The 21675-nt window shown below is 33.9% G+C and carries 29 protein-coding genes; 24 read left to right on the top strand and 5 right to left on the bottom strand.

Annotated features, from left to right (window positions below):
• Positions 1-49 precede the first annotated feature (49 nt).
• The 6 genes from ID741_RS19895 to ID741_RS19870 all read left to right on the top strand — a co-directional run bounded on the left by ID741_RS19895 (position 50) and on the right by ID741_RS19870 (position 4048).
• On the top strand, positions 50-325 hold the full coding sequence (locus ID741_RS19895) for an HU family DNA-binding protein (RefSeq protein WP_438721393.1): 276 nt from the start codon (positions 50-52) through the stop codon (positions 323-325).
• Between the two features lie 232 nt (positions 326-557).
• Positions 558-1190: a recombinase family protein gene (locus ID741_RS19890; protein ID WP_438721392.1), complete on the top strand. Its 633-nt coding sequence runs from the start codon at positions 558-560 to the stop codon at positions 1188-1190.
• Complete coding sequence (locus ID741_RS19885; protein WP_438721391.1) at positions 1190-2023, top strand: hypothetical protein; 834 nt, start codon at positions 1190-1192, stop codon at positions 2021-2023. The genes ID741_RS19890 and ID741_RS19885 overlap by 1 nt, the downstream gene beginning before the upstream one ends.
• 165 nt (positions 2024-2188) lie before the next feature.
• Complete coding sequence (locus ID741_RS19880; protein ID WP_438721390.1) at positions 2189-3523, top strand: Y-family DNA polymerase; 1335 nt, start codon at positions 2189-2191, stop codon at positions 3521-3523.
• Positions 3513-3863, top strand: a complete 351-nt coding sequence (locus ID741_RS19875) for a hypothetical protein (protein WP_438721389.1) — start codon at positions 3513-3515, stop codon at positions 3861-3863. The genes ID741_RS19880 and ID741_RS19875 overlap by 11 nt, the downstream gene beginning before the upstream one ends.
• Positions 3863-4048 (top strand): hypothetical protein, encoded by a 186-nt coding sequence (locus ID741_RS19870; protein WP_438721388.1) that lies wholly within the window; start codon positions 3863-3865, stop codon positions 4046-4048. The genes ID741_RS19875 and ID741_RS19870 overlap by 1 nt, the downstream gene beginning before the upstream one ends.
• Before the next feature lie 62 nt (positions 4049-4110).
• On the opposite strand, the gene ID741_RS19865 is transcribed toward ID741_RS19870, so the two are convergent.
• Together ID741_RS19865 and ID741_RS19860 are read right to left on the bottom strand one after the other, a co-directional pair.
• The gene (locus tag ID741_RS19865) at positions 4111-4470 is read right to left on the bottom strand and encodes a DUF5388 domain-containing protein (protein WP_438721387.1); all 360 of its coding nucleotides are present in this window, start codon (positions 4468-4470) and stop codon (positions 4111-4113) included.
• On the bottom strand, positions 4470-5306 hold the full coding sequence (locus ID741_RS19860; RefSeq protein ID WP_438721386.1) for an AAA family ATPase: 837 nt from the start codon (positions 5304-5306) through the stop codon (positions 4470-4472). The genes ID741_RS19865 and ID741_RS19860 overlap by 1 nt, the downstream gene beginning before the upstream one ends.
• Positions 5307-5774: 468 nt before the next feature.
• Between ID741_RS19860 and ID741_RS19855 the strand changes: the two genes are divergently transcribed.
• The 9 genes from ID741_RS19855 (at position 5775) to ID741_RS19815 (ending at position 15258) form a co-directional block, all read left to right on the top strand.
• Positions 5775-6806, top strand: coding sequence for a replication initiator protein A (locus tag ID741_RS19855; protein WP_438721385.1), 1032 nt, complete (start codon positions 5775-5777; stop codon positions 6804-6806).
• An 878-nt stretch (positions 6807-7684) separates the two neighbouring features.
• Positions 7685-8026 (top strand): type IV conjugative transfer system protein TraE, encoded by a 342-nt coding sequence (locus ID741_RS19850; protein ID WP_438721384.1) that lies wholly within the window; start codon positions 7685-7687, stop codon positions 8024-8026.
• Positions 8027-8627: 601 nt separating this feature from the next.
• Positions 8628-8765, top strand: a complete 138-nt coding sequence (locus tag ID741_RS19845; RefSeq protein ID WP_438721383.1) for a hypothetical protein — start codon at positions 8628-8630, stop codon at positions 8763-8765.
• Positions 8766-8776: 11 nt separating this feature from the next.
• The gene (locus ID741_RS19840; RefSeq protein ID WP_438721382.1) at positions 8777-9952 is read left to right on the top strand and encodes a peptidoglycan amidohydrolase family protein; all 1176 of its coding nucleotides are present in this window, start codon (positions 8777-8779) and stop codon (positions 9950-9952) included.
• A gap of 154 nt (positions 9953-10106) precedes the next feature.
• Entirely contained in the window at positions 10107-10340 is a 234-nt protein-coding gene (relB, locus tag ID741_RS19835; RefSeq protein WP_438721381.1) for a type II toxin-antitoxin system RelB family antitoxin, read from the top strand.
• Positions 10330-10599 (top strand): type II toxin-antitoxin system RelE family toxin, encoded by a 270-nt coding sequence (locus ID741_RS19830; protein ID WP_438721292.1) that lies wholly within the window; start codon positions 10330-10332, stop codon positions 10597-10599. Before relB ends, ID741_RS19830 begins: the two co-directional genes overlap by 11 nt.
• Before the next feature lie 62 nt (positions 10600-10661).
• Complete coding sequence (locus ID741_RS19825) at positions 10662-11426, top strand: hypothetical protein (RefSeq protein WP_438721380.1); 765 nt, start codon at positions 10662-10664, stop codon at positions 11424-11426.
• Between the two features lie 87 nt (positions 11427-11513).
• Positions 11514-14162 (top strand): VaFE repeat-containing surface-anchored protein, encoded by a 2649-nt coding sequence (locus ID741_RS19820; protein WP_438721379.1) that lies wholly within the window; start codon positions 11514-11516, stop codon positions 14160-14162.
• 118 nt (positions 14163-14280) lie between these two features.
• Entirely contained in the window at positions 14281-15258 is a 978-nt protein-coding gene (locus ID741_RS19815; RefSeq protein WP_438721336.1) for a sortase domain-containing protein, read from the top strand.
• A gap of 109 nt (positions 15259-15367) precedes the next feature.
• Here ID741_RS19815 and ID741_RS19810 read toward each other — a convergent pair whose 3' ends face one another.
• The gene (locus ID741_RS19810; protein ID WP_438721335.1) at positions 15368-15670 is read right to left on the bottom strand and encodes a hypothetical protein; all 303 of its coding nucleotides are present in this window, start codon (positions 15668-15670) and stop codon (positions 15368-15370) included.
• Between the two features lie 186 nt (positions 15671-15856).
• On the opposite strand from ID741_RS19810, the gene ID741_RS19805 reads away from it, so the two are divergent.
• From ID741_RS19805 to ID741_RS19780, 6 genes are all read left to right on the top strand, one after another.
• Complete coding sequence (locus ID741_RS19805) at positions 15857-16078, top strand: helix-turn-helix domain-containing protein (protein WP_438721378.1); 222 nt, start codon at positions 15857-15859, stop codon at positions 16076-16078.
• Complete coding sequence (locus ID741_RS19800) at positions 16065-17414, top strand: peptidoglycan DD-metalloendopeptidase family protein (RefSeq protein ID WP_438721377.1); 1350 nt, start codon at positions 16065-16067, stop codon at positions 17412-17414. The genes ID741_RS19805 and ID741_RS19800 overlap by 14 nt, the downstream gene beginning before the upstream one ends.
• A gap of 75 nt (positions 17415-17489) precedes the next feature.
• Complete coding sequence (locus ID741_RS19795; RefSeq protein ID WP_438721376.1) at positions 17490-17849, top strand: hypothetical protein; 360 nt, start codon at positions 17490-17492, stop codon at positions 17847-17849.
• Between the two features lie 82 nt (positions 17850-17931).
• Entirely contained in the window at positions 17932-18402 is a 471-nt protein-coding gene (locus tag ID741_RS19790) for a hypothetical protein (RefSeq protein ID WP_438719271.1), read from the top strand.
• 37 nt (positions 18403-18439) lie between these two features.
• Positions 18440-18730 (top strand): hypothetical protein, encoded by a 291-nt coding sequence (locus ID741_RS19785; protein WP_438721375.1) that lies wholly within the window; start codon positions 18440-18442, stop codon positions 18728-18730.
• Positions 18731-18778: 48 nt separating this feature from the next.
• The gene (locus ID741_RS19780) at positions 18779-19078 is read left to right on the top strand and encodes a hypothetical protein (protein ID WP_438721374.1); all 300 of its coding nucleotides are present in this window, start codon (positions 18779-18781) and stop codon (positions 19076-19078) included.
• A 78-nt stretch (positions 19079-19156) separates the two neighbouring features.
• Here ID741_RS19780 and ID741_RS19775 read toward each other — a convergent pair whose 3' ends face one another.
• Together ID741_RS19775 and ID741_RS19770 are read right to left on the bottom strand one after the other, a co-directional pair.
• Complete coding sequence (locus ID741_RS19775) at positions 19157-19777, bottom strand: Type 1 glutamine amidotransferase-like domain-containing protein (RefSeq protein WP_438721372.1); 621 nt, start codon at positions 19775-19777, stop codon at positions 19157-19159.
• Positions 19778-19900: 123 nt separating this feature from the next.
• On the bottom strand, positions 19901-20269 hold the full coding sequence (locus ID741_RS19770) for a DUF1801 domain-containing protein (RefSeq protein WP_438721371.1): 369 nt from the start codon (positions 20267-20269) through the stop codon (positions 19901-19903).
• 156 nt (positions 20270-20425) lie between these two features.
• On the opposite strand from ID741_RS19770, the gene ID741_RS19765 reads away from it, so the two are divergent.
• The 3 genes from ID741_RS19765 to ID741_RS19755 form a co-directional block, all read left to right on the top strand.
• Positions 20426-20698, top strand: a complete 273-nt coding sequence (locus tag ID741_RS19765) for a hypothetical protein (protein ID WP_438721370.1) — start codon at positions 20426-20428, stop codon at positions 20696-20698.
• Between the two features lie 48 nt (positions 20699-20746).
• Positions 20747-21235 carry a hypothetical protein gene (locus tag ID741_RS19760; protein WP_438721369.1) on the top strand — a complete coding sequence of 163 codons (489 nt, stop codon included), beginning with the start codon at positions 20747-20749 and terminating at the stop codon, positions 21233-21235.
• A gap of 38 nt (positions 21236-21273) precedes the next feature.
• Positions 21274-21675: hypothetical protein (locus ID741_RS19755; protein ID WP_438721368.1), on the top strand; the 402-nt coding region annotated here is incomplete at its 3' end.

Below are 21675 nucleotides of genomic sequence, written 5' to 3'. Positions count from 1 at the left end.
CAATCAATAAAATAAGGGAAACATACGTATTTTGTAAAGGGGAAATAAAATGATGAATAAAGACAAATTAGCTTCTAATGTAGCCGATAAAACAGGATTAACTAAAAAAGACTCACTGGCTGCTTTAAATGAATTATTAACAGCTATTGAAGAATCACTATCACAAGAGGAAAAGGTTCAAATCATTGGTTTTGGTAATTTTGAAGTAAGAACTCGTGCAGAACGTAAAGGACGAAATCCGCAAACAGGAGACGAAATTACAATTCCTGAAAGTAAAGTACCTGCATTTAAAGCAGGGGTACCACTAAAAGATGCTGTAAATTAAAGTTACTTGTAGACTCTCGTTTTTAGACGAGAGTTTTTTTATTGCATGTAAAAAAGGTTTTTTTTCACTGAATATTTCCAGCATACCCACAGGTAACGCTTTTTATTTTTCAAAGAATCTTATTTTACCGGCTTTCCTTTTGAGTCAAACAGTGTTACTTTTGGGTTGTATATTAAATAGTTTTTTATTTAAGGATAATTTTATGATTTTATTCTAAAGGAGAAGTGATTTTATGTTTGTTGCTTATTTACGAGTTTCCAGTGCTGATCAAAATTTAGATAGACAACAAGAATTAATTGCGGAATGGCAAAAAGATAAAAATGTTGCTGAAGGCGACTTAATTTATTTCAATGAAAAAGTTTCAGGTAAAGATGTAAAAAATAGAGTCGAATTATTAAGAGCTTTAGATTATTTAAGAGAGCGAGACACTTTTTTAGTCACAAGCTTGGATCGATTAGGAAGAAATAGCAAAGATATTAAAGACTTGTTGCAACAAATCAAAAACAAAGGTGCCAATATTGAAATTTTGGATCTCCCCTCTTTTGCAGGTGTCACTGATCCAACTTTACGAGAGCTGCTATCAAATTTAGTAATTGAAGTCTTCAGTTATGTTGCAGAAACTGAACGGACAAAAATTAAGGAACGCCAGGAACAAGGAATAGTTTTAGCAAAAGAAAGAGGTATTTATAAAGGACGTCCGCTCAAGTACCACGCGGACGCAATAGGCGCTGATAAACTCGTTTACGATAAAGCTATTGATATGTTATCAAGAGGATTTACGGTTGCAACGATCGCAAGGGAATTGAAATTACCAAGGAAAACAGTTTATTCGATTAGGGATAGAAACAATAGGGAGAATATCTAATGAAAAGGAAAAATATAGGTTGCATTTATAAATTTCTAATTCTTGCTTCATTAATCAGTATTACAATTACATTTTTTTTGGTTAATAAAAAGATGCTAGAAAATGATGCACTCTTAAAATTGGTACCAGATTTAATAGGTTTTTTTATTACATTGTCCGTATCCTATTTAGGGTTTTCCATGATCACATTACAATTAGAAGAGAATGATGAAAAAGAAACAAAAAAGTTTATTTTACAAGTACGTCCTTTTTGGAGAAAGGCTAATAAACTAGAAGATAGTATAAAATTTTTAACTGCAAAAACTTCAAATTCAATCATTACTAATATTAAAATTTATAATTTATTCTATTACAATAAAAATTCAATAGATATTAATATTCTATATAAAATTATGACTAATATATATCCTTCAGACAACCAAGATATTTATTTAAATAAACTTGAATTAACGAATCAACTATTTAATAATTCTAATTCAAAAAACCTTTTACTTTTTCCTATAACAATAGAAAATCGCAGTTATCTTACTCAAGACACAAATTTAGAACTCAAAGATCAACATCAAAACAACATTGTAAGGCAGTATATGGATAAGACTAATCAGGAAATAGAAGTATTCACATTTATTTTATATAATACTGAAAGCGGAGAGCAAATGCTTACTGCTGTATCAGAAGAATTAACCTGCCTAAGTTTTGTTATTAAAAACGGTATTAAAAAACCTTATCCCAAAGTACAAGATATACCAGACGAATTATCAAGCAACGTTGATATTTTTTTAAAAGAGTTAGATAATATCGAAAAAAACTATAATATACTAAAGAGCCAATAATTAGTTTATATCAACTGAACAATTACATGTTTTAGGTATTGATTGTTCTTAAATAACCGAAAGAATTGCTTTGAGATGATTTTTCGTTTCAGAGCTTTTTTGTTTTTCTAGATATTTGCAAACCGAACTTATGTTCGGTATAATCTCAATGAAGGAGTGACCTTTATGATAGATTACAATAAAGAACCTCTATCAGATTATTTTTTAATTGATATTAAATCATTTTATAGCTCTGTTGAATGTGTGGATCGTGGGCTTGATCCATTAACCACTAATTTAGTCGTGTTGTCTACGGCTGACAACGTAGGTGGTAATGGATTGATTTTAGCTTCTTCCCCAGTAGCTAAAGCAACTATGGGAATATCAAATGTGTCTCGTTTTAATGATCTTCCCTACCCTTTGCCTAAAGATTTAATTTTGGCACCGCCTAGAATGAACTTGTATATCAAACGTAATCTTGAAATTAATAATATTTTTCGTGATTATGTTGCAGATGAAGACTTACTGATTTACAGCGTTGACGAGTCGATTTTGAAGGTAGAGCAGTCTCTTAACCTATTTACAGACAGACAGCTGACACGTAGTCAGAAGCGCCGACAGCTTGCTAAAATCATACAGTCTGAAGTGAAGAAACAAACTGGTTTAGTTTGCACTGTAGGAATTGGCGACAATCCCTTGCTTGCAAAGTTAGCACTAGACAATGAAGCAAAACATAATGATGGATTTATTGCTGAATGGAATTATGAAGATGTCCCTACCAAAGTTTGGGGCATTAAAAACATGACTGATTTTTGGGGTATCGGAAAAAAAATGAAGCTACGCTTTAGAGATATGGGTATTACCACCATAAAAGAGTTGGCTCATGCTGATCCCTGGGCGCTGAAATCGCGACTAGGAATATTGGGTTTGCAATATTATTATCACGCTAATGGTGTAGATAGAACAGATATTGCCGTACCTCCCCCTCCTACTCAGGAAAAAAGTTATGGCAATTCTCAAGTGCTACCTAAAGACTATGTACGAAAAGAAGAAATAGAGTTAATCATAAAAGAAATGGCAGAACAAGTGGCTATCAGAATACGAAAACACAAATGTAAAACACAATGTATTCACGTAAGTATCCGTCCTTCTTTTTACGAGGAAGAGAAAGGATTTTCAAGACAATTAGCCATACCAGCCACAGATAATACCAAAGAGCTACAAGAGCAATGCCTTTACCTTTTTAGAAAGCATTACACTGGATATGCCGTAAGGAACGTGGGAATTACCTATAAAAAATTAGTTTGGACGGATGTGTTACAGCTAAATTTATTTGAAGACCCACAAGAACAAATCAATCATGAAAATTTAGATTTAGTGATTGATAAAATACGTCAAAAATATGGTTTTGAAGCGATTATTCATGCTTCTTCTGCTTTGGAAAATGCAAGAAGTGTGAAGCGAGCAAACGTTGTCGGAGGGCACGCAGGCGGTCATGGAGGTTTAGATAATGACAATTGAATATCAAGATCGAGGCGTCATAAAATACAATGGATTCTATTTGTCAGATCATACAGAAAGATTAGATAAAGAGAAAGAATCTAAGAAAGTAAATCCTCGAAAAATGCAGATGGATAGTGACGAAATCGGGACTATCCTAACAGAAGCAGCACGTAGCAACTTAGAGGTTGCAATTCAGAAGGAAGAACGAGATTTGAATGGTAACTACCCTGATGATATTTCAGGTAAGATTAACGGCTATGATGAATTAGGAATTTTTGTCGGCAATCAGAAAGTGAATTATGACGAGATTAGAAATATTGAGATCATTTCATTCAAGAAATGGAGTTCCCTATCCTGATGAACATTATTAGACAATATGAATTTGGATTAATTAGTTTTGAAGAATTTACAGAATTACTATGGGGTTCTGGACAGCAGCTATTGATTGCTGAAGGCGAAGAAGCCTTAACTTATTACCTGTGGGCTACAGCAGAAGCAACTGATACAGAATACTTCTTACACTTATCTTTTAATTCGATATAATATTCTAAATATGATAATAATAAAAAAACCAAGGAACAAGACATTTCCTTGGTTTTTTTATTTCATTTTTCTTTTTTACGACTTTTTGCTTCATATGTGCGCATATACATGTCAAACATCGTCCTTTGCTCTGATTCAATTGAGTTTTCTAATCTATCTAATAGTGCTGCTACTAAATCATCTTGTGTTTCATAATCAAGTGTATTTTGTAAAGCATTGATTCTATTAACGTTATATTTTTGTATTCGTATTGTTCCATACACTTTATTTTTTCTTGGTCTTCCAACTTTTATTTTACTTTCTTCATGATTTGTTTGTTGGACTTTCTCAAATTCTGTGAGACTAAATGTATTAGTTGGTTGAGACATAGGTGTTTCTTTTACTTCTCTACGGCTTGGGTCTCTTTTGAACTCTTTAACCATTAACTAAGGCCCCCTATTTTGGATAATAATTCGTCAGCAATTTCTGTGTAGAGAGTGTGCAGTTTAGTATCATGATAATCCCATTTGTCAGTAAAATCTTTATCAGAAATGCCTTCTCTATCGTATCTTTTAAGACGGTCACTGTGTTTTACAATATGATCAAATACATTGTCCGTTCCAAACAATTCAATTGCGTCAGAAATAATTTGATTATCAATAGCAGAGTCATTTTTCATTAATACTGGTAATATGCCCGCAATATCAAAATCAGTTGAAGGGTAATTGTCATAGAATGTCTGAGCATATTCCCAAAATGCACCTGCACCATCTAAAGAACGTTGCTGAGTTTGCAATACAATGATAATGTAATCAGAGCTATAGATCGCTGAATCAGTAAATTTAGAGATTGTTGGTGGGCAATCAATAATTATTAAATCATAATCATCTTCTACTTCCTTTAATAATTGTTGAAAATATGCAATTCGTGCTTCTTTATAGTTTTCCGTTCCTAAAGGAAATTTTAATTCTAAAAAATCTGGATAATTAATAAAGTCAACATGTGATGGTAATAAAAATAAATTCTCCATCATTTCAACAATAGCAGGTCTCAAATCTCCATCTTGCACAGCAACCATCATTGTTTTTTGGAAATCAAGAGTTGATTTATGCTGTTTGGTATAAGTTCTATTCAATAATTGTGTCGAGTTAGCTTGTGGGTCAAGGTCACATAAAAGGACTTTAATACCCTGTTTTGCTAGTTCATAAGAAAACATTACTGAATTTGTAGTTTTACCTACTCCACCTTTAAAATTACCAAAAACGATTTTTTTTACCATAATTATCCTTCTTTCCATATATATTGAAAAATTTCTATTAATCATTTTTTACTACAAAAATATTTTACCATAAATATTTTCTTACTACAACAAATATTTGCTAAACTTACTATTTGTATATTCTACTATTTGTATATTCTACTATTTGTATATTCTACTATTTGCATTAAATACTATTTGTATATTCTACTATTTTACTACAAAAAGTATTTGAAAAACATGACAGAAAAGCCTGTTTGATACTTTTTTCAATGTATCAATTTTTTTTTGTATATTATACTATTTGTATATCTTACTATTTTACTACAAAAAAAAATATGACTTTCACTTTTTTACTATTTGTATATTTTACTATTTGTATATCTTACTACAATAATTTTATAACTATTTGAATTTCTCTTATAATCAGCTAAACTTCTTTCTTGAAGATGCTGTCAATGAAAAAGATAAATAGCAAGGAGGTACACTATGAATCAATTTAAATATTTTAGTAACCAAAGAATCTATAACGATATCTATTTTCAATATCCCAAAGTTTTTATTTATGGTGATAAATATAAAACTTTAAGCGATGGTGCAAAACTCGCATACATGCTTTTAAAAAATGAACTGACAAGTGCCATTCATCAAAATCTTGTTGATGAAAATGGCTATATATATTTTGAAATGACTTCAAGCTATTTAGCAATACTAATGAATTGCAGCGAACGGAAAGTCGCTAGGGTAAAAAGTGAACTTGAAGAAGCAAATTTGTTAATGCAAGTAAAAATGGGATTTGATAAAACTTCAGGAAAGAACAAGCCTAATCGTTTGTATTTAGCAGAGCTAGAAGTCACTGATCGAGACGTTTATTTAATGAATAGAAACGCTGAAACCCTTGATAATAGCGGACATGCCAAAATGGCAGGTCGGTCTAAGAGTGTCGAAAATGCCCAAAAACCTGATACAACAACCATACAAGAAAATAAAAAAACATCAAAAACGGCTGAAACCCTTGATAATAGCGGACGTGCCAAAATGGCAGAAAATGTATATAAATATAATAACCAAGACACTAATAGACACTTAAAAGACACTGACAAAGACGAATTACAAAATCAAATTTTTCTTGATAATTTTGTTGCCTCTTGCCATACGTCTCAAGTACCTACTTTTATTCCTGACAAAGTTTTGCAACTCATTGCGACTTTCTCGCCAAGCTATGAAGTTGCAAGGCAAACAGTAAAAACGATCCATAATGCCAAATATAAAGCACAAGAACAAACTGGAATCACGATTGTTTTTGAGGAACTAGAACAACAAGGAGTTGCTGCAGAAACTGAACTTTATCAAACGTTGCTAAAGGCTTATCAGAAAAATAAAACAGAAAAAGTAAAGGATATCCAAAACCTCATTTTTGTTTATGTACGTAATTGGTTTATTGAAAAACCAATAGCTCTTATTCAACAAGATCAAAACAAAGAATCCTTGCCAGATGTAAGTATAGACAGTTGGTTATAGATTAAAAAATAATTAATAAACGTACTTTAAATAACGTTTAAAACAAATGATTTTCGTTTATTATCATTGTTGTATAAGCGTTAATGCTATGATAAAATAATGATGGAAAGCGATTGTTGGGTTGTTGGTATATTATTTGTTGGTAAGAATAGTCTGTTTTACACAAAAAAAATGAGAAAAACGATATTATAAATCGGTTTCCTCGGTGAAAATGAAATTTATTGTTTGCAAAAAATATTTTGTGTGGTATTCTTGTGGCAAGTAAACGACTGAAATACGAAAACTAAAATAGTTTTTGTATTGCAAATATAATCGCTTGTGGTGGACGTAACTTGTTTACCATAAATAGCAGAGCCCTTACTACCTCTACCAAACAAGGACGCCAATCCTTGAATGGATCATAGAAGTAGCAAGTGCCGATACACACATATCGGGTTACGCTCCGCTTTGTTACAGATTGCTCTGCAACAGTCTAAATAATATCATATTTACAGGCTTTAGAATACTTTTTTTAGATATTTCTTTAGAGGTTCTTGTAAGAAATCAGAAAGTTTCAAAGGCAAAATTTATGATTTTTTAGATAAGCAGAATAAGATGTGACAAAGTTAGGAGGCTGACACGATAATGTGTCAGCCTCTTTTTGTGGTCATGGAATAAAATTCATGTCTAGCATAAGCGATTATATTTTTCGAGAGAGAAGTTTTGTCAGTCAAAATTTTTAATAAACTCGCACCGATTGATAAAACTTTTCGCTTGACAGTTATGTAATTCACTTGACAAAAAGAACGTATGTTCGATATAGTGTGGATTAAGCTTGGTATGAAAGCAATCATAATGGTCATTTTTAAATTTCTAATGAAAGGAAAAAGGGTGTTGGTATGCGAAAACAAATTGGGATTGCTGATATTAGCCGTTTTGCTAGTAGATTAATCGTTTTTGAAAAAAGCTATTATGCTAACAAAAATGCAAAAGAGCCTTATAAGAATATCAAATGTGCTCGTTACACAGTGAATGGCAGAAATGGTGATAAGGTGCAAAGTCATTTCATAAAGGGTAAAAAACATGAAGAAGTGGTTAAAACCGTCTCTTTAAGGGAATTATATCCAAATATAAAACATGTTTACGATAGCAATGGGGTATTGATTGCTAGAAGAAATGGACTAGGTAAGCCATTGTTACTTACTGGTAAAGGGTTTACTAAGTACATCAGAACAAAATAAAGAATCAAAAAATTATTTTCTCTTTTTTCGTTTGCTTGAAAAATTTGTGGCGAAATTGTGGCACTTGGAGAGTAAAGAATTGAATAGGAGTAGGCTTAGACGACGTACAGCATAAAATAATCAGTATTGATTTCAGGCAGTATTCGTCTTTGGAAAGGGATTTCGGTTCCTTTAGCAAACGCAACTATCCAGGACTTTTCGACAATGAACACTTGCAATAAAAGTAAGTGGTAAACACCAAGGAAAACGATTCTCAAAGCAATTCATAGCGCCTTGCCTAAACAACGCGACTACTAAGGGGGCAAAGGCTTACGCACAATCAATGAAATTATTTGATCGGGTTTCCAGTAATGAGGAAACGCATAGAATCCTAGAAACAGGAAAGAGGGTTCATGTCGTGTGTCGCAGATACATTGGAGCACTTGCCATGACATTGTGAAAACAATCGAGCATTTACCGTTGTTCCTTAGGGTACTAGTTACGGACGCCAAAAACTAGGTGAAATTATTTATGTATGATTTACAGTTTTCAACAAACGAAAAAAGAGAAAACACGTTTTATTTAGCAACAAAAGATTTCTTGCAAAGGGGTGAAATAGCCAATGAGGGATTGGGTTGTACAAGTTTTAGGAGTTGATGGTGGCGTTCGTTTTGAATCATTGACTCATGGAACAGAGAGACAAGCAAAGCTGTTACTAGCAACTTTTGAACATAAAGCAGGGTATCCATTTAACCATTAGGAGGAACAGGAATGAGAAAAAAGTTCAGATTAGGTGAAGTAAAAAAACGATTCAAGTTATATAAGTCAGGGAAGCGTTGGCTTGTAGCAGCAACCGTATTTGTCGGTCTATTAGGTCTAGGTAGTGTCTCACAGGCAGACGAAATAAGTTCCACACAAACACAAGATTCAGCTGTAGCCACAGTAGAAAGCACCATAGACAGTGTGTCTGATTCTAATGTGTCTGACGTACCCATCACAGAAGGTGAAAATCCACAGCCTAGCGAAGACGAAATCGCAAATGCAAACGGCGGAAACATTATTCAACCTAGCGAGCAGTTCCAACAAGAACAAGAAGCGAAGACTTACCAGTCAAGAGCGGTAGACCAATTACCAATCTATCAAGCTTACAATCCAAATAGCGGGGAGCACTTCTTTACTCAAAGTAAGGCTGAAAAAGACGGACTGGTTAAAGCAGGTTGGAAAGATGAAGGAGTGACGATGTATGGTTCCTCCTCTGGAAATGCCGTATATCGTGTGTACAATCCCAATACTGGCGAACACCATTACACGACTTCAAGCTCAGAAAAAAATGGTTTAGTAAAAGCAGGTTGGAAAGATGAAGGTACTTCATGGTATGCGCCTTATGATGGGGCTGCTGTTTATCGGTTATTAAATCCTAATGCTAAAGGAATTGGCTCACATTACTATACGACGAATACCTCAGAGCGAAAATGGCTGATGGATTCTGGTTGGAAGAGTGAAAGTATTGCATGGTTTAGTGTTGGTTCAAGGAGCAAATTAGATAAATTAGTTGATTGGTTTTATGTTCGGCAAGATATTGGTATTACTTACAGCATGTTGATTCCTCAAAGAAATGGTCCTAAACAATATGACTGTTCAAGTGCCGTGTATTCAGCATTAATTGAAGCAGGCTATTTACCACTAGGGACAACACTAGGGAATACCAGTACATTATCATGGTTAAATGGTAGCGTCCTTACTGAAATTTCAAGAAGTGAAGTTCGTAAGGGAGACATTTTTATTTCAGGTGATCAAGGCAATTCAAACGGTGCAGCAGGTCATACAGGCATTGCTTCCAGTAATACTACAATTGTTCATTGTAATGGAGCTGATAATGGCATAAGTGAAACACAGATTGAAGGGCGGACAGGCCCTACACCGACAAAGTGGTATCGCTTAAAATAATTTCATTTTAAAATGAAATTTTATTATAATATAAGCTAAAAAGCGCTTAAATAATAAAAGGTGCGGAACTTCTAAAAAAAGTATTAACATTGTATATACAAACGATTTTATTTGTAGTACAATGTTATTACGCTAATAGAAGGGAGGCAGCGAAATGTCACAAACAACAGTTACATTTAGAATTCCCGGAGATGAAAAAGAGCTCGTAAGCGAATATGCTAAAGCACATAATTCTTCTATCTCTGAACTTTACAGGAATGCGGTACTTGAAAAAATTGAGAACGAAATTGATTTAAAGACCTTAAAAGCTGAAATGAAGTTGAGTAAGGAAAAAAAAGAAGTTGGTATATCTCAAAGTGAGATGGAGCAACTATTAAGTGAAGTATAATGTTGTATATATGCCACAGGCACAAAAACAGTTAAAAAAAATGGACAGGTATCAGGCTAGGATCATTGTTGCTTGGATTAGGAAAAATTTAGAAGGAACAACTGATCCCAGACAACATGGAAAAGGTTTGGTAGGTAACAGAAGTGGAGAATGGCGGTATCGTATAGGAAATTATAGAATTTTGGCTAATATAGATGATACTAATATTCTGATACAAGTGTTTGCTATAGGGCACAGAAGTACTGCATATAAGAAATAAAGTTCAGCAAATCTTCCAACAATTAAGCAAAAATTGGGGATTCAGCTAGAAGGAGAAAAAAAATGAAAGCAAGAACAGTATTAGGAAACGTTGTTTTAGGTATAGGAGCGGTATTGGCAGTGGGAGTATTTGCCAGTACCAATCCACAAGAAACAGAGGCAACAACATTGTACCGTGCATACAACCCGACGTCAGGGGAACATCTATTTACGACAAATACGATTGAAATTCCGTATATTTCGCAATTTGGTTGGAGAGACGAAGGGACAGCATGGGCGGTACCAAGTTCTGGTGAACCAGTTTATCGTATGTTAAATCCCAACACAGCAGATCACCACTACACATTAAGTGCTAGTGAACGAGACAACTTGAAAATCAAAGGTTGGCGCTATGAAGGGGTAGCATGGTATTCAGGAGGAAAAACAGAAGTATTCCGTATGTACAACCCCAATGCTAGAACAGGGACACACCATTTTACAACTGATGGTAACGAATGTGATTACTTAGTCCGTAAAGGTTGGAAGTATGAAGGTGTAGGCTTCTACAGTGGTACTGATGAAAAACCAGTAGAACCAGAAAAGCCGGTAACGCCGACACCAGTTGATCCCATTGGCAATAGTGGTATATTAGAAAAAGATTTAAAAGTTGCTGGAGAAAAAGCAGAAGAGATTCACAATGATCCTAATTCTGATTATTACTACGCATGGTTTGCGGTTCACGAGCCAGAAAATGATGTACCTAAGGGATATGCATACGCTTCTCGACAAGTGAAAATGTCGAATGGTGAATATTGGTATACAATTGATTTTTATGTGGACTATTTATAAAAAAATAAAAGATATTTTAAAGCACTTAGAGAAAAAAACTCTAGGTGCTTTTTTATATATAAAAATATAGGAAATGGAGGAAACACAATGAAAAAAGGTAGAATTTTAAGAACCAAACTGGCGACTATTGCAATGTTAGTGTCAGTTGGGGCAAGTACCTTTGTAGCACCAGTGGCTTCTTTAGCGGAAGCAACTACACTATCAACGACTGAAACTGTAAAGGATTCAAGCGCTGATAGTTCTTCAAAAGAGGAGAACAAAACTAAAAAGGAAAAGGAGGAATCTAAATCTCAAATTGATAATAATGTTGAGAAGGAAGTCACAACGGAAGAAACGATCGTAGAGGTTCAACCAGTAGAACGCATTGGTAACCAAGCTCTTACGTCAGATCAAATTCAACAATTAGCAGACCGTGAAGGGACAGCTAAATACAATACAGCTGGTTTAAACAATGAAGAAATTGAACAACTAGGATTGGCTATTTTCGGTGAGTATCAGCCAGCTGGTGCGTCTGTCACTATGAAAAATGACAATGGCGACGAAGTAAATATTCCTTTCAAAATGAAAGCAATGACTCGTGAAATTGCCAGCTCAAATTCATTCAATATGAATTACGTGCTTACAGGTCATGGGACAACTTCTCGCTACCCGATTATGAATCATCATTATATAGGATCACAATATGCTTATTGTATCGACCCAAATGTTTTATTTGGAAATGGAATGGATTACACATCTAAGCCAATGGATATTTCTAATACCACCTATAAAAATATCAATGATATATTAAATTTTGGTGCACAAGACGCGTCCGATGATGTCGCTTCTGGATACACTCAGTTATTAGTCTGGTCTCGTTTAGGTTGGGACGTTACAGAAGTTGGCGGAATTGGTAATTTAGAAGGATTCAAAGCTTATCAAGCAGATGTCGAATCTAAAATGCAACAATGGTACAGACCTGCTTCGTTTAATGGGGAGACTATTAATGCTCGTATTGGTGATACTGTAACATTAGATGATACCAATGGCAGTATTTCGAGTATGGATGTAACATCTAATACTACTGGTGCAACTGTAACTAAAGATGGAAACAAACTAAATATTAAGATTAGTGACAAATCAAATAAAAGCGGAGTAATTAAGCTATCAAAAAAATCTCCATTAGCTCCTACTGCATTGATTTGGTCAGCACCTAATGCACAAACAGTAACCACAGGTGGTAAAATGGATCCTTCTTCTACAGAAACATCAGTAAAAATCAATTTGATTAAAGAAGGGAAACTCACTTTAAAGAAAACTGATGAGAACGGCAAAGCGATTGCTGGCGCAAAATTCAACATTACGCCTACTTTGCCAGATGGTACAAAACAAGCAACAAAAGTTTACACAACTGACGCAAACGGTAATTTTGAAACACCGGTTTATCAAGAAGGAACAAAAATTGATTACGAAGAAATCGAAACAATCGCAGGACATTATATTGATCCAGCAACTTCTAAAGGTTCAATCGTTATTAAAGATGGCGGAAATGAACTTGTGGTGAAAAACCCAACAGTTAAAGTTGCTTTAGATTCACAAGCAAGTAACGTTGACGGTGCGCAATTTGTAAATCCTTTAAAAGATCAAAAATTACGCGATGAAGTCATGATTGACGGTCAACAGTTGCCTGAAAATGCTAAATTACGCTTAACAACTGATTTTGTTGAATTTGGCACTGGTAAACAGTTAGGCGAAGAATCATTGAAGAAAACAGAAGAATTTACTGCTAAACAAGCAAAATTTGTTCATAATGTTTATTACGATTTCAATGCAGAAGGTATGAATGGTAAAAAAGGTGTATTTACTAATGAATTAGCATACTACAACCCATCAACTGAGGAATGGGAAAATGCTGCAAATCATAATGATTTAAAAAATGAAGCAGAAGCTATTCAATTTGTAGAGCCTAAAATCCATACTGAATTTTTCGCATTTGACAACAATAATAATGCGATTAAAAATCCAGATCCATTGGCTAATACAAAAGGATATGACCGTGTGTATTATGAAAACTTAATTTCTGGTCAGCCTTATACATTTGATTTATCTATCATGGATAAAGAAACTGAAAAACCATTTACTGACCCAATGGGTAAAGAAGTAACTGGAACACTAGATATTGTAGCTGGTAAAGATGGAGAAGTCACTTCTAAAATTCTTGCAAAAGATTACTATACAGCTGCTAAAGAAACTAACGACAAGGCAGACACTGAAAAAGACACAGGTAAAGCAGACAAAGAGACTGCTAATTCTGGTTCAAAAGTTGAAGCTAAAGCAACTGATACAACTGACAAAGACGCAACCGAAACCGACGATACAGCCGCTAAAGAAGAAAATGACACTGCTACTGAATTTTCTAAATTGGAAGAAGTAACTTTATTAGAGGGTTACGTTGACGTACCATTCGAAATTGACTTGTCACAAGCAGCAGGTAAAGTAATCGTTGCTTTTGAAGGACTGTCTTCTAAAGGTACAGACCTAACAAGCGAAAAGAACATTGACGAAGTGAAACAACAATTAACTGTCAATGTCCCTGAAACGCCTGTTAAACCAACAACACCAACTAAATCTATCCCTCAAACATGGGGATCATTAAGCGATATGCAAAAAGTTTTAGCTGCTGTCGTAATGCTTGCAATTGTTGGAGCAATTGCAACTGTATTATATCTTAACCGCAAAAAAGAAGTAAAAGAATAAGCGGGAAGGCTATAAACAAAGAACCAAACTTTCTCTCTAGGTGCCTGTAAAGGCGCCTAGTGTCTATCATGTGTCTTTTTTCTTGTGTCTCATTCTAGTTTTCAATTGGGAGGAATACGTGAAAAAATTTTTAAGAATATTACCTATTTTGTGGTTTATTGTGGGGCTAGTCTTTGCAGGTCTTTGTTTTTACGGTTACTCTTTGTTGAAAACAACAGATAACGACATAAGCATGACGCACCAAATACAACCAAAAAAGGAAACAAAAAAAGCAACAGAAGAATTAAACGATCAAGCCAATTTTGACCCGGATTCAATTAAACCAGTGTCACCTAGTGAGTATGCTAAGGCACAACTGAACTATGAAAAAATTGTTAATCAGTGGGGGATTGGTGCCATTTACATTCCCAGTGCAAATATAAGAACTAAAATATTGGCAGGAATGAGTAATCAAAATCTAATGGTGGGCGTTGGTACTTATTATCCCGACCAAGCTTTAGGCAAAAGGAACTACGTTTTGTTGGCCCATAACCTTGTAGAAGGCGGAGGCGCTTTAGGACGGATTTCTAACACACAATTATCCGGAGTTATTTATGCCACCGATTTTACAAATGTTTATGAATATTTTGCAACAAAAAACGAAGTCGTTAATCAAGCCAATGGTGAAGTCTTAGACCTACCAAATGAAGAAGAAAAAGCAAAAATTACTTTTATACGTTGTGAAGGTGGAATGAATACGCCTAATCGAGCAGTGGTGCAGGGTGAATATGGCAAGTCTTATCCAGCTGAAGAAGCCACGCCCGAAGTAAAAGAAGCATTGGGATTGTACAAAAAAGTTGATACAGGATCAAATGCCACAACTGAAACAACGGATAATCAACATCCAAACAGCAATTTAAAAAACAGTAATAATAAAAAGAATCAGTTCAAAGAGGGCAAGGAATCACGATACAATGGATTTCAGCGCTTTTGTATTGTTTGCTTCCAACTGATGAATGACGGGCATTGGTTTATTCCACTAATGATTGGCTATTTTTGGATATTTATTTTTCTAATCATTTTTAGTCACGTTCTATTGAAACGTACGTGGGGTTAGTTATTGAAGTATAGGCCAAAAATATTATGTTTATTTTAAGTACATGAAATATAGAAAAGTGGTACAATAAAACCGACCTCTTCATAAATGAAAAGGTCGGAATGTTTGATTAAAGATTATAGATTACAAAAAATGCTACCAAAGCAGAAATAATGAGTACAGCAATAAAGTTGATAAACATTACTAGCATAACAAAACCTGCAATGGTGGACGTAACTCCGAAACCAAACCTAACGACATCTGACATTCCGTAATAGCTATTAAAAAAAGGAATGCCTACATTTTTTAGAAGGAAAAATCCAACTAAGAACAGGATAGCTGTTATAAATAGTGCAGTTGCCCCTACAGTGGTTCTTTCTAGGAAACCAAGGTTATCAAAAGTGTTTGGATTTACCAAATGAAAGTTGGACATAATTTTATTCACCTCCTTTTTTTGTGAGAGATGTGAGTTGCACTTGTTAGAGCAAGTGTAATAAACATCTCTCACTTTTATTATATTATAACATGGTTTATCTTCTTAATATATTCACTACCTCCGTGTAAAACGATTTTTCAATGAATTTATTATTAAAAAAACATTAAGAAAGTTTGGATAATTATGTGGGAACAGATACAAAAAATATTGAATGAAAGAAATATGACTCAATATAAACTAGCAAAAAAGATGAATATTGCAACTGGAACAATATCAGATTTGAAATTGGGAAGAATCAAAAAGCCAAGTTTTGAATTTGCTTGTAAAATTGCTGACGCACTAGATGTGACAGTGGATGATTTACGAACAGATAGAAAGGAAGAAAAATCATTTGAAAAAATTTAGTAAGATTTTATCAGCGCTTTTGATTTCAGCACAGACATTCATGTCAGTACCTTTGAATGTTTTTGCAGAAGAACATGAGGCGAAAGATTCAACAGAGCAGGTAGAAAAAGATAAAGCAACTACTGAAAACAGTTTTGAAACCACTACGAGTAGTGAAAGTTCTACTAGTTCGTCTAGTAGCACAGAAAGCAGTACACCGCCAAGTAGTAGTGAAAGCTCAACGGTACCAAGTACCAAGCCGTCAGAGGATACCACTACCTCTAGCAGTCAAACAACACCTAGTAGTGAGGAGCCAAAACAGGAAACTCCTAACACTGCACCAGAAGCACCACAACAACCGCAAGAAACACCAACACCAGAAACTACGGTGAATCAACCAGCTACTAACGATCTAACGCAATATGTACCATCTGCCACAGTCACAAATGACGGCAGCGTCCATTTTGAAAAAGATGAGTCAGTAGATAGTTTTATTCGTAAAATTGGCGAGTCCGCAAGAAAAATCGGACAAGAAAAAGATTTATATGCTTCTGTCATGATTTCTCAAGCAATCTTAGAATCAGCGTCAGGACAAAGCACCTTAGCACAAGCGCCTAACTATAATTTGTTCGGCATTAAAGGAACCCATAATGGTAAAAGTGTTTCTATGGCTACCCAAGAAGATTTCGGGAATGGGAATCTTTATAGCACCCAAGCAGGCTTTAGAGTCTATGAAGACTATGAAGATAGTTTCAATGACTATGCCACCTTGTTAAAAGAAGGCATTTCAGGAAACAGTGAGTTTTACTCAGGCGTTTGGAAAAGCAATGCGCCAACCTATCAAGACGCAACGGCATTTTTAACAGGAAAATACGCCACTGATACGCAATATAATCAAAAACTAAACGGTTTAATTGAGACTTACGATCTAACCGAGTACGACAAAGAAGTACAAGGGGCACCAGTAAGCGCTACTGGCTACGCAGTACCAGTTAATAACTATACAATTTCTAGTCCATTTGGTAATCGTGGCGGTGAGTTCCACCGAGGTTTAGATATGGCTGCTAGTCAAGGTGAGCCAATCCATGCCAGTAAAGCAGGAACAGTGATTAAAGCAGAGTACCATTACTCATGGGGCAACTATGTTGTGATACAACATGACGACGGTATGACCACTTTATACGCTCACCAACAACAATATGCAGTCAAAGCAGGGGATCACGTAGAACAAGGTCAAATCATTGGTTATGTTGGTTCAACAGGAAACAGCACAGGGGCACATTTGCATTTAGAAATTTGTAAAGACGCAAGTTTGTCTCAGTCAATGTTGATTAATCCTGCCAGTGTCATTTTTTAAAAATAAAATAATAGTAGAGAAGCTATCTAGCAAAGATTTTGTTAGGTAGCTTTTTTTTGTGAAAGGGACGAAGAAATGGGGGGACAATCAAAAGTATTAATTCTGCCATTAGATAACAAAAGAAGAGTGTCGCTTTTTTATGATGAAAAAAACTACTTAAAAAATATTTGGATAAAAGCAGAAAAATACAGTGAATTGAAAGAAAAAAAGAAAGTAAGTGCTAAATTTTTGTTAGATATCCAAAGAGTAGTCTTATTTCATAAAGGAAAAAAGTTTGTCGTAAAAGTCAAAAGTGGAAGACGTGTATTTGATGAAATTTCAGTTGAAGAATCTATTCAAAGAGTTGGTTATTATTCAATGACGGTTTCACCTGAAATGAAAATACACCGAGAACGTATTGAGGAATATTTGAATCTTAATATTAGAAGAAAATAGTTGTTTGTAGACGGTGTGAGATTTTGCTAAAAATTTGATTGACTCGGTAATCGGAAGATATTGCGGAAAGTGAGGTGAATATTTGGCTAAAACAGACTTGACTAAACAAGCTGAAAAGTGCCTGTGGAATTACACGAATAAACAAAGTGTATTTGGTTGCTTTGAAGTAACTATTGGCTGGTTTGGAAAAGAACGAGTCGATTTTATGACATATTCAACTGATAATACTATTCGTTGTTATGAAATTAAAGTGACTATGGCTGATCTAAAAAGCACTGCTAAGCAAACATTTATTGGTGATTATAACTATTTAGTTGTAACACAAGATTTGTGGGAATTAATTCAGTTGGATAACTCACTAGGATGGAAGTATTACTATCAAGGTATTTTGGTATTTAAAAACAGTAGTGTTGGAATAACTAGCGTGAAAAAAGCTAAGAAACAACAAGTTTCAATAGGTACCAGAGCGACAGTATTAGAAAGCATGGTTCGTTCATTAAATCGTGAAGTCGGAAAATATTACAAAATTAAACCGTATTGGGAAGTCGGTTAACGAAACATTTAACCGAAAATGAGAAGGAGTAAAAAAGATGAAATATTTTGAAATTAATTATCCTTATTTTGCAATTATCGCTGCAAATGATGAAGTTGAATGCTTAGAATATTACAAGAAAATCATAGCTGATGATTTAGATGAAACAGAGTTTCATGACTCAATAGAAAGTCTTGAAAGAACCACCGTGATTAATAAGTTAGCTAGCACATGCGGTGAAGACAGTCATAAAGTCCCAATTGGTATTGAAGAAGCAAAAAAACAAATACTTGAAAGTGATAGATCGAATGAACCTTCAATTTTAGCTTTAGATGGGTCATTAGTATAGTCGGATAGTGAAAAAACTACAGACAACTGGAGAGGAGCTGAGCTTTGAATGAAATTTCCTGATATAAATTACAAATTGAGAACGAATACCAAGGAAGACAGAAATGCTAATATCATTAAAAATATGATCTGTACTATAGATTTTGAAGGTGAAACGTTCACATTAGGAAAATTGATTAACTATGATTCAGGCGAATGTGTCTTTATAGAAAACCATGCAATCGAACTAAAAGAAATGAAATTCAGGAATATTGATGAGGCTAAAGCGCATATTGAAGCAGTTGTTGAAGATTATTGCGTGTCTGAAGCTTTTTATTCTGAACAAGGTGTACCTAAATTTACTGATTAGGAATTGATTAGTCAATAATCGAAACAAATTACAGAAAAAACTATCTAAAAAGATAGTTTTCAATCAGATCATAATATTCTAGAAGATTTTTGAAGATATTTCATCAACAACTAACACATTTTCATTTCTAAGAGGTATTACATCAATAGTTTTATTGTAATCATCAAAAATTTTAGTTGTTTCTCTCTCAAAAGGAATCTCTTTGTAATGAGGTAACGGATAATAAGGTAAAAGATTTAGTGCGTCATAAGAATTAAGCAAAGTGGCTTTGTTCTTATCGTCGAGCAAAGAAATATATTCAATGTTTTTTGATGCTACTATTGCACCAGCCGATTCGCCTATATAGATTTTTCCATTTTTTACTTGCTTAATTATTTCTAAGTCCGTATTTGAGGATTTGAGATTTTCTAGTAAAAAGAAACTATTTCCACCTGATAAGTAAATAAAGTTATTGTGTTGAATTATTTTTTTGATGTCGCTTGTACTAGCACGACTGATGTCTAAAATGTCAATTTTGAAATTGAGATCATCAAATACTTGTATAGCGTCATTTACAAAAAAATCAACATCTTCAACTAAAGAAGCAGTAGGGATAAATGTAAGAGTTCTATCTAGGGGAAACCTTTCAATGTAATTTTCGAATTTTTTAGAAACATCAGAAAATGAAGAGCATAGAAATAAATTTTTCAATATGGTCACCTCTGTTTTTCATATAAAGCTAACATAAAATAAAAATTTGTTAAAATATTTCGTGAATTTTCCCAAAAAAAATTTAATAGGAAAAATAATTATTAATTGCAAGATTTGTGATTAATAAAATTTTTAATGGGAATGATAATTTAACGCCATATCAATACACATCTTTAGTTGCTTTTCTGGAAGTGGTGAATCAAGAGATAGTAAAATTGCACGATTACCAGAAAAGTTTAATTGTGTAGAAAATAATGCTCTCCACTTTTCTATCAAATTAGTTTGACAATGTACAAATAGAGCAATTTCACTGTCTGAAAATTTATCGATCCGAATAGGCGTACTATTTTTACAAGAAATTGAAAGTTGTCCCCATTTAGATTCTTCAATTAAATCTTTTCGCTGTTCATTTGCAGTAGACCGAATTAAATTCTGTAATTCTTCAAGTCTTGAAATTACAGATTCTGAGTAAGCTGGATAGAATTGTTTTACTGATAGCATAAGTAGCACAACCTTTTTAATCAATCATAATATAAAAAAAGTTTTTCGCCAATGTAATAGATGTATAAGAGTCTATAGCTACTGGAGATACTTAGATCAATGATGAATAAGTCCGTAAACGACGGATTTAGCGGAATCGTACAGAGAGGTGAGGGAATGAAATTAAAAAAACTAAATCATTCAGAACGATATTTATTAGATTCTTTAGATAAAAAAGTAAAACGTTTAGAAAGGCATTATCATGAAGTGAATCAATCTATTGAAAAATTGCTAAAAGAGCCAACCGAAGAAAACATTAAAAGGGCAATAGTTCTTGTAAATTATCAAGACAGTTTTTCCTACAGATTTTTCCCAAGCTGGAGTCAGAATCTAAATTTTGAAGAAATAGAACATTCCATTACCGATTCTAGCAGGTTCTTAATATTTTGACTGCTTTTTAAAGGAAAATATAGTGTACCAAAAAGGAAGTGATATATTATGAATGATTCAAGATTCCAAAAGCTCCAAGAAGAAGTTTTAGAAAAAGAGTACCAAGAGAAGATTAAGCAATGTAAAAAAGAGCTAGAGGAACTGAATAAAACTGAACAAATCCTATTAGATTCATTAGATAAAAAGGAATATGTTCGATCATTTTATTATCGGTATCATATGGATAAAGAAAGTTTTTATTGTTTTTTAGGACTCTTAGTGGCAACACTTATTGTCTCTTTAATAGGAATCATCACTAGTACAAAATGGATAGTGACAACTATTATTTTTTTGGGAGGTACCGTTGGCTCTGGTAGTTTATTTCTTTTAAAAACCGAATCATTTATGAAATTTGACAATTCAGGTATTTACGAACGGCTTTTACAGATAAAAGAAGAACAGAAGAAATTAAACAAGCATTTAGACGAGCTAACAAGTCCTAAAGTTTCAAAAGGTATAGAAAAAATCATAATCATTGAAGAAGACGCAAGCGATTAAGCTTGTATTTTTTTTACTCAAAAAGAAGGGAGGATCAAATGGCAAAGGACTTTCAATCAAGAAAAAAGGTTTCTATTCAAGACGTTCAAGAGGAAGTGGAAGAACAGGAGCCACCGAAAAAAAAGAAAGAAAAGAAGGGAAAGAAACAAGCGAAGCCTAAAAAGAAAGGGAAAATCGCCAGTTTCTATAAAGAAAAAATAGTCTCAGTCATTGTGTGGGGCTTTATTGGGTTGTTGGTGGTGGGTTGTATCACCTTCTTATTAAAAGAGGTGGAGGTCTCTAATCAGCTAAAAAACCTCCAGCAACAAGTCCAAAAACAAAATGAAATCATTGAAACAGTCAATAAAAATACGGAAAATAGTGGGAATTTTGACGTGTTTAATCGGTCTTTTATCATGAAATTTTATAACACGAAAGACGACCAACAAGCCTATCAAGAT

Origin of the sequence: Enterococcus sp. AZ103 (assembly GCF_051714685.1) — a bacterium.
Classification (GTDB): Bacteria; Bacillota; Bacilli; order Lactobacillales; family Enterococcaceae; genus Enterococcus_A; species Enterococcus_A alishanensis.
This window is presented reverse-complemented; position numbering and strand designations above follow the sequence as displayed.

Bases quoted from the DNA above. Each gene is read 5' to 3' on its own strand.
- ID741_RS19895 (WP_438721393.1), top strand. From the start codon at position 50: ATGATGAATAAAGACAAATTAGCTTCTAATGTAGCCGATAAAACAGGA.
- ID741_RS19890 (WP_438721392.1), top strand. From the start codon at position 558: ATGTTTGTTGCTTATTTACGAGTTTCCAGTGCTGATCAAAATTTAGAT.
- ID741_RS19885 (WP_438721391.1), top strand. From the start codon at position 1,190: ATGAAAAGGAAAAATATAGGTTGCATTTATAAATTTCTAATTCTTGCT.
- ID741_RS19880 (WP_438721390.1), top strand. From the start codon at position 2,189: ATGATAGATTACAATAAAGAACCTCTATCAGATTATTTTTTAATTGAT.
- ID741_RS19875 (WP_438721389.1), top strand. From the start codon at position 3,513: ATGACAATTGAATATCAAGATCGAGGCGTCATAAAATACAATGGATTC.
- ID741_RS19870 (WP_438721388.1), top strand. From the start codon at position 3,863: ATGAACATTATTAGACAATATGAATTTGGATTAATTAGTTTTGAAGAA.
- ID741_RS19865 (WP_438721387.1), bottom strand. From the start codon at position 4,470: ATGGTTAAAGAGTTCAAAAGAGACCCAAGCCGTAGAGAAGTAAAAGAA.
- ID741_RS19860 (WP_438721386.1), bottom strand. From the start codon at position 5,306: ATGGTAAAAAAAATCGTTTTTGGTAATTTTAAAGGTGGAGTAGGTAAA.
- ID741_RS19855 (WP_438721385.1), top strand. From the start codon at position 5,775: ATGAATCAATTTAAATATTTTAGTAACCAAAGAATCTATAACGATATC.
- ID741_RS19850 (WP_438721384.1), top strand. From the start codon at position 7,685: ATGCGAAAACAAATTGGGATTGCTGATATTAGCCGTTTTGCTAGTAGA.
- ID741_RS19845 (WP_438721383.1), top strand. From the start codon at position 8,628: ATGAGGGATTGGGTTGTACAAGTTTTAGGAGTTGATGGTGGCGTTCGT.
- ID741_RS19840 (WP_438721382.1), top strand. From the start codon at position 8,777: ATGAGAAAAAAGTTCAGATTAGGTGAAGTAAAAAAACGATTCAAGTTA.
- relB (WP_438721381.1), top strand. From the start codon at position 10,107: ATGTCACAAACAACAGTTACATTTAGAATTCCCGGAGATGAAAAAGAG.
- ID741_RS19825 (WP_438721380.1), top strand. From the start codon at position 10,662: ATGAAAGCAAGAACAGTATTAGGAAACGTTGTTTTAGGTATAGGAGCG.
- ID741_RS19820 (WP_438721379.1), top strand. From the start codon at position 11,514: ATGAAAAAAGGTAGAATTTTAAGAACCAAACTGGCGACTATTGCAATG.
- ID741_RS19810 (WP_438721335.1), bottom strand. From the start codon at position 15,670: ATGTCCAACTTTCATTTGGTAAATCCAAACACTTTTGATAACCTTGGT.
- ID741_RS19805 (WP_438721378.1), top strand. From the start codon at position 15,857: ATGTGGGAACAGATACAAAAAATATTGAATGAAAGAAATATGACTCAA.
- ID741_RS19795 (WP_438721376.1), top strand. From the start codon at position 17,490: ATGGGGGGACAATCAAAAGTATTAATTCTGCCATTAGATAACAAAAGA.
- ID741_RS19785 (WP_438721375.1), top strand. From the start codon at position 18,440: ATGAAATATTTTGAAATTAATTATCCTTATTTTGCAATTATCGCTGCA.
- ID741_RS19780 (WP_438721374.1), top strand. From the start codon at position 18,779: ATGAAATTTCCTGATATAAATTACAAATTGAGAACGAATACCAAGGAA.
- ID741_RS19770 (WP_438721371.1), bottom strand. From the start codon at position 20,269: ATGCTATCAGTAAAACAATTCTATCCAGCTTACTCAGAATCTGTAATT.
- ID741_RS19765 (WP_438721370.1), top strand. From the start codon at position 20,426: ATGAAATTAAAAAAACTAAATCATTCAGAACGATATTTATTAGATTCT.
- ID741_RS19760 (WP_438721369.1), top strand. From the start codon at position 20,747: ATGAATGATTCAAGATTCCAAAAGCTCCAAGAAGAAGTTTTAGAAAAA.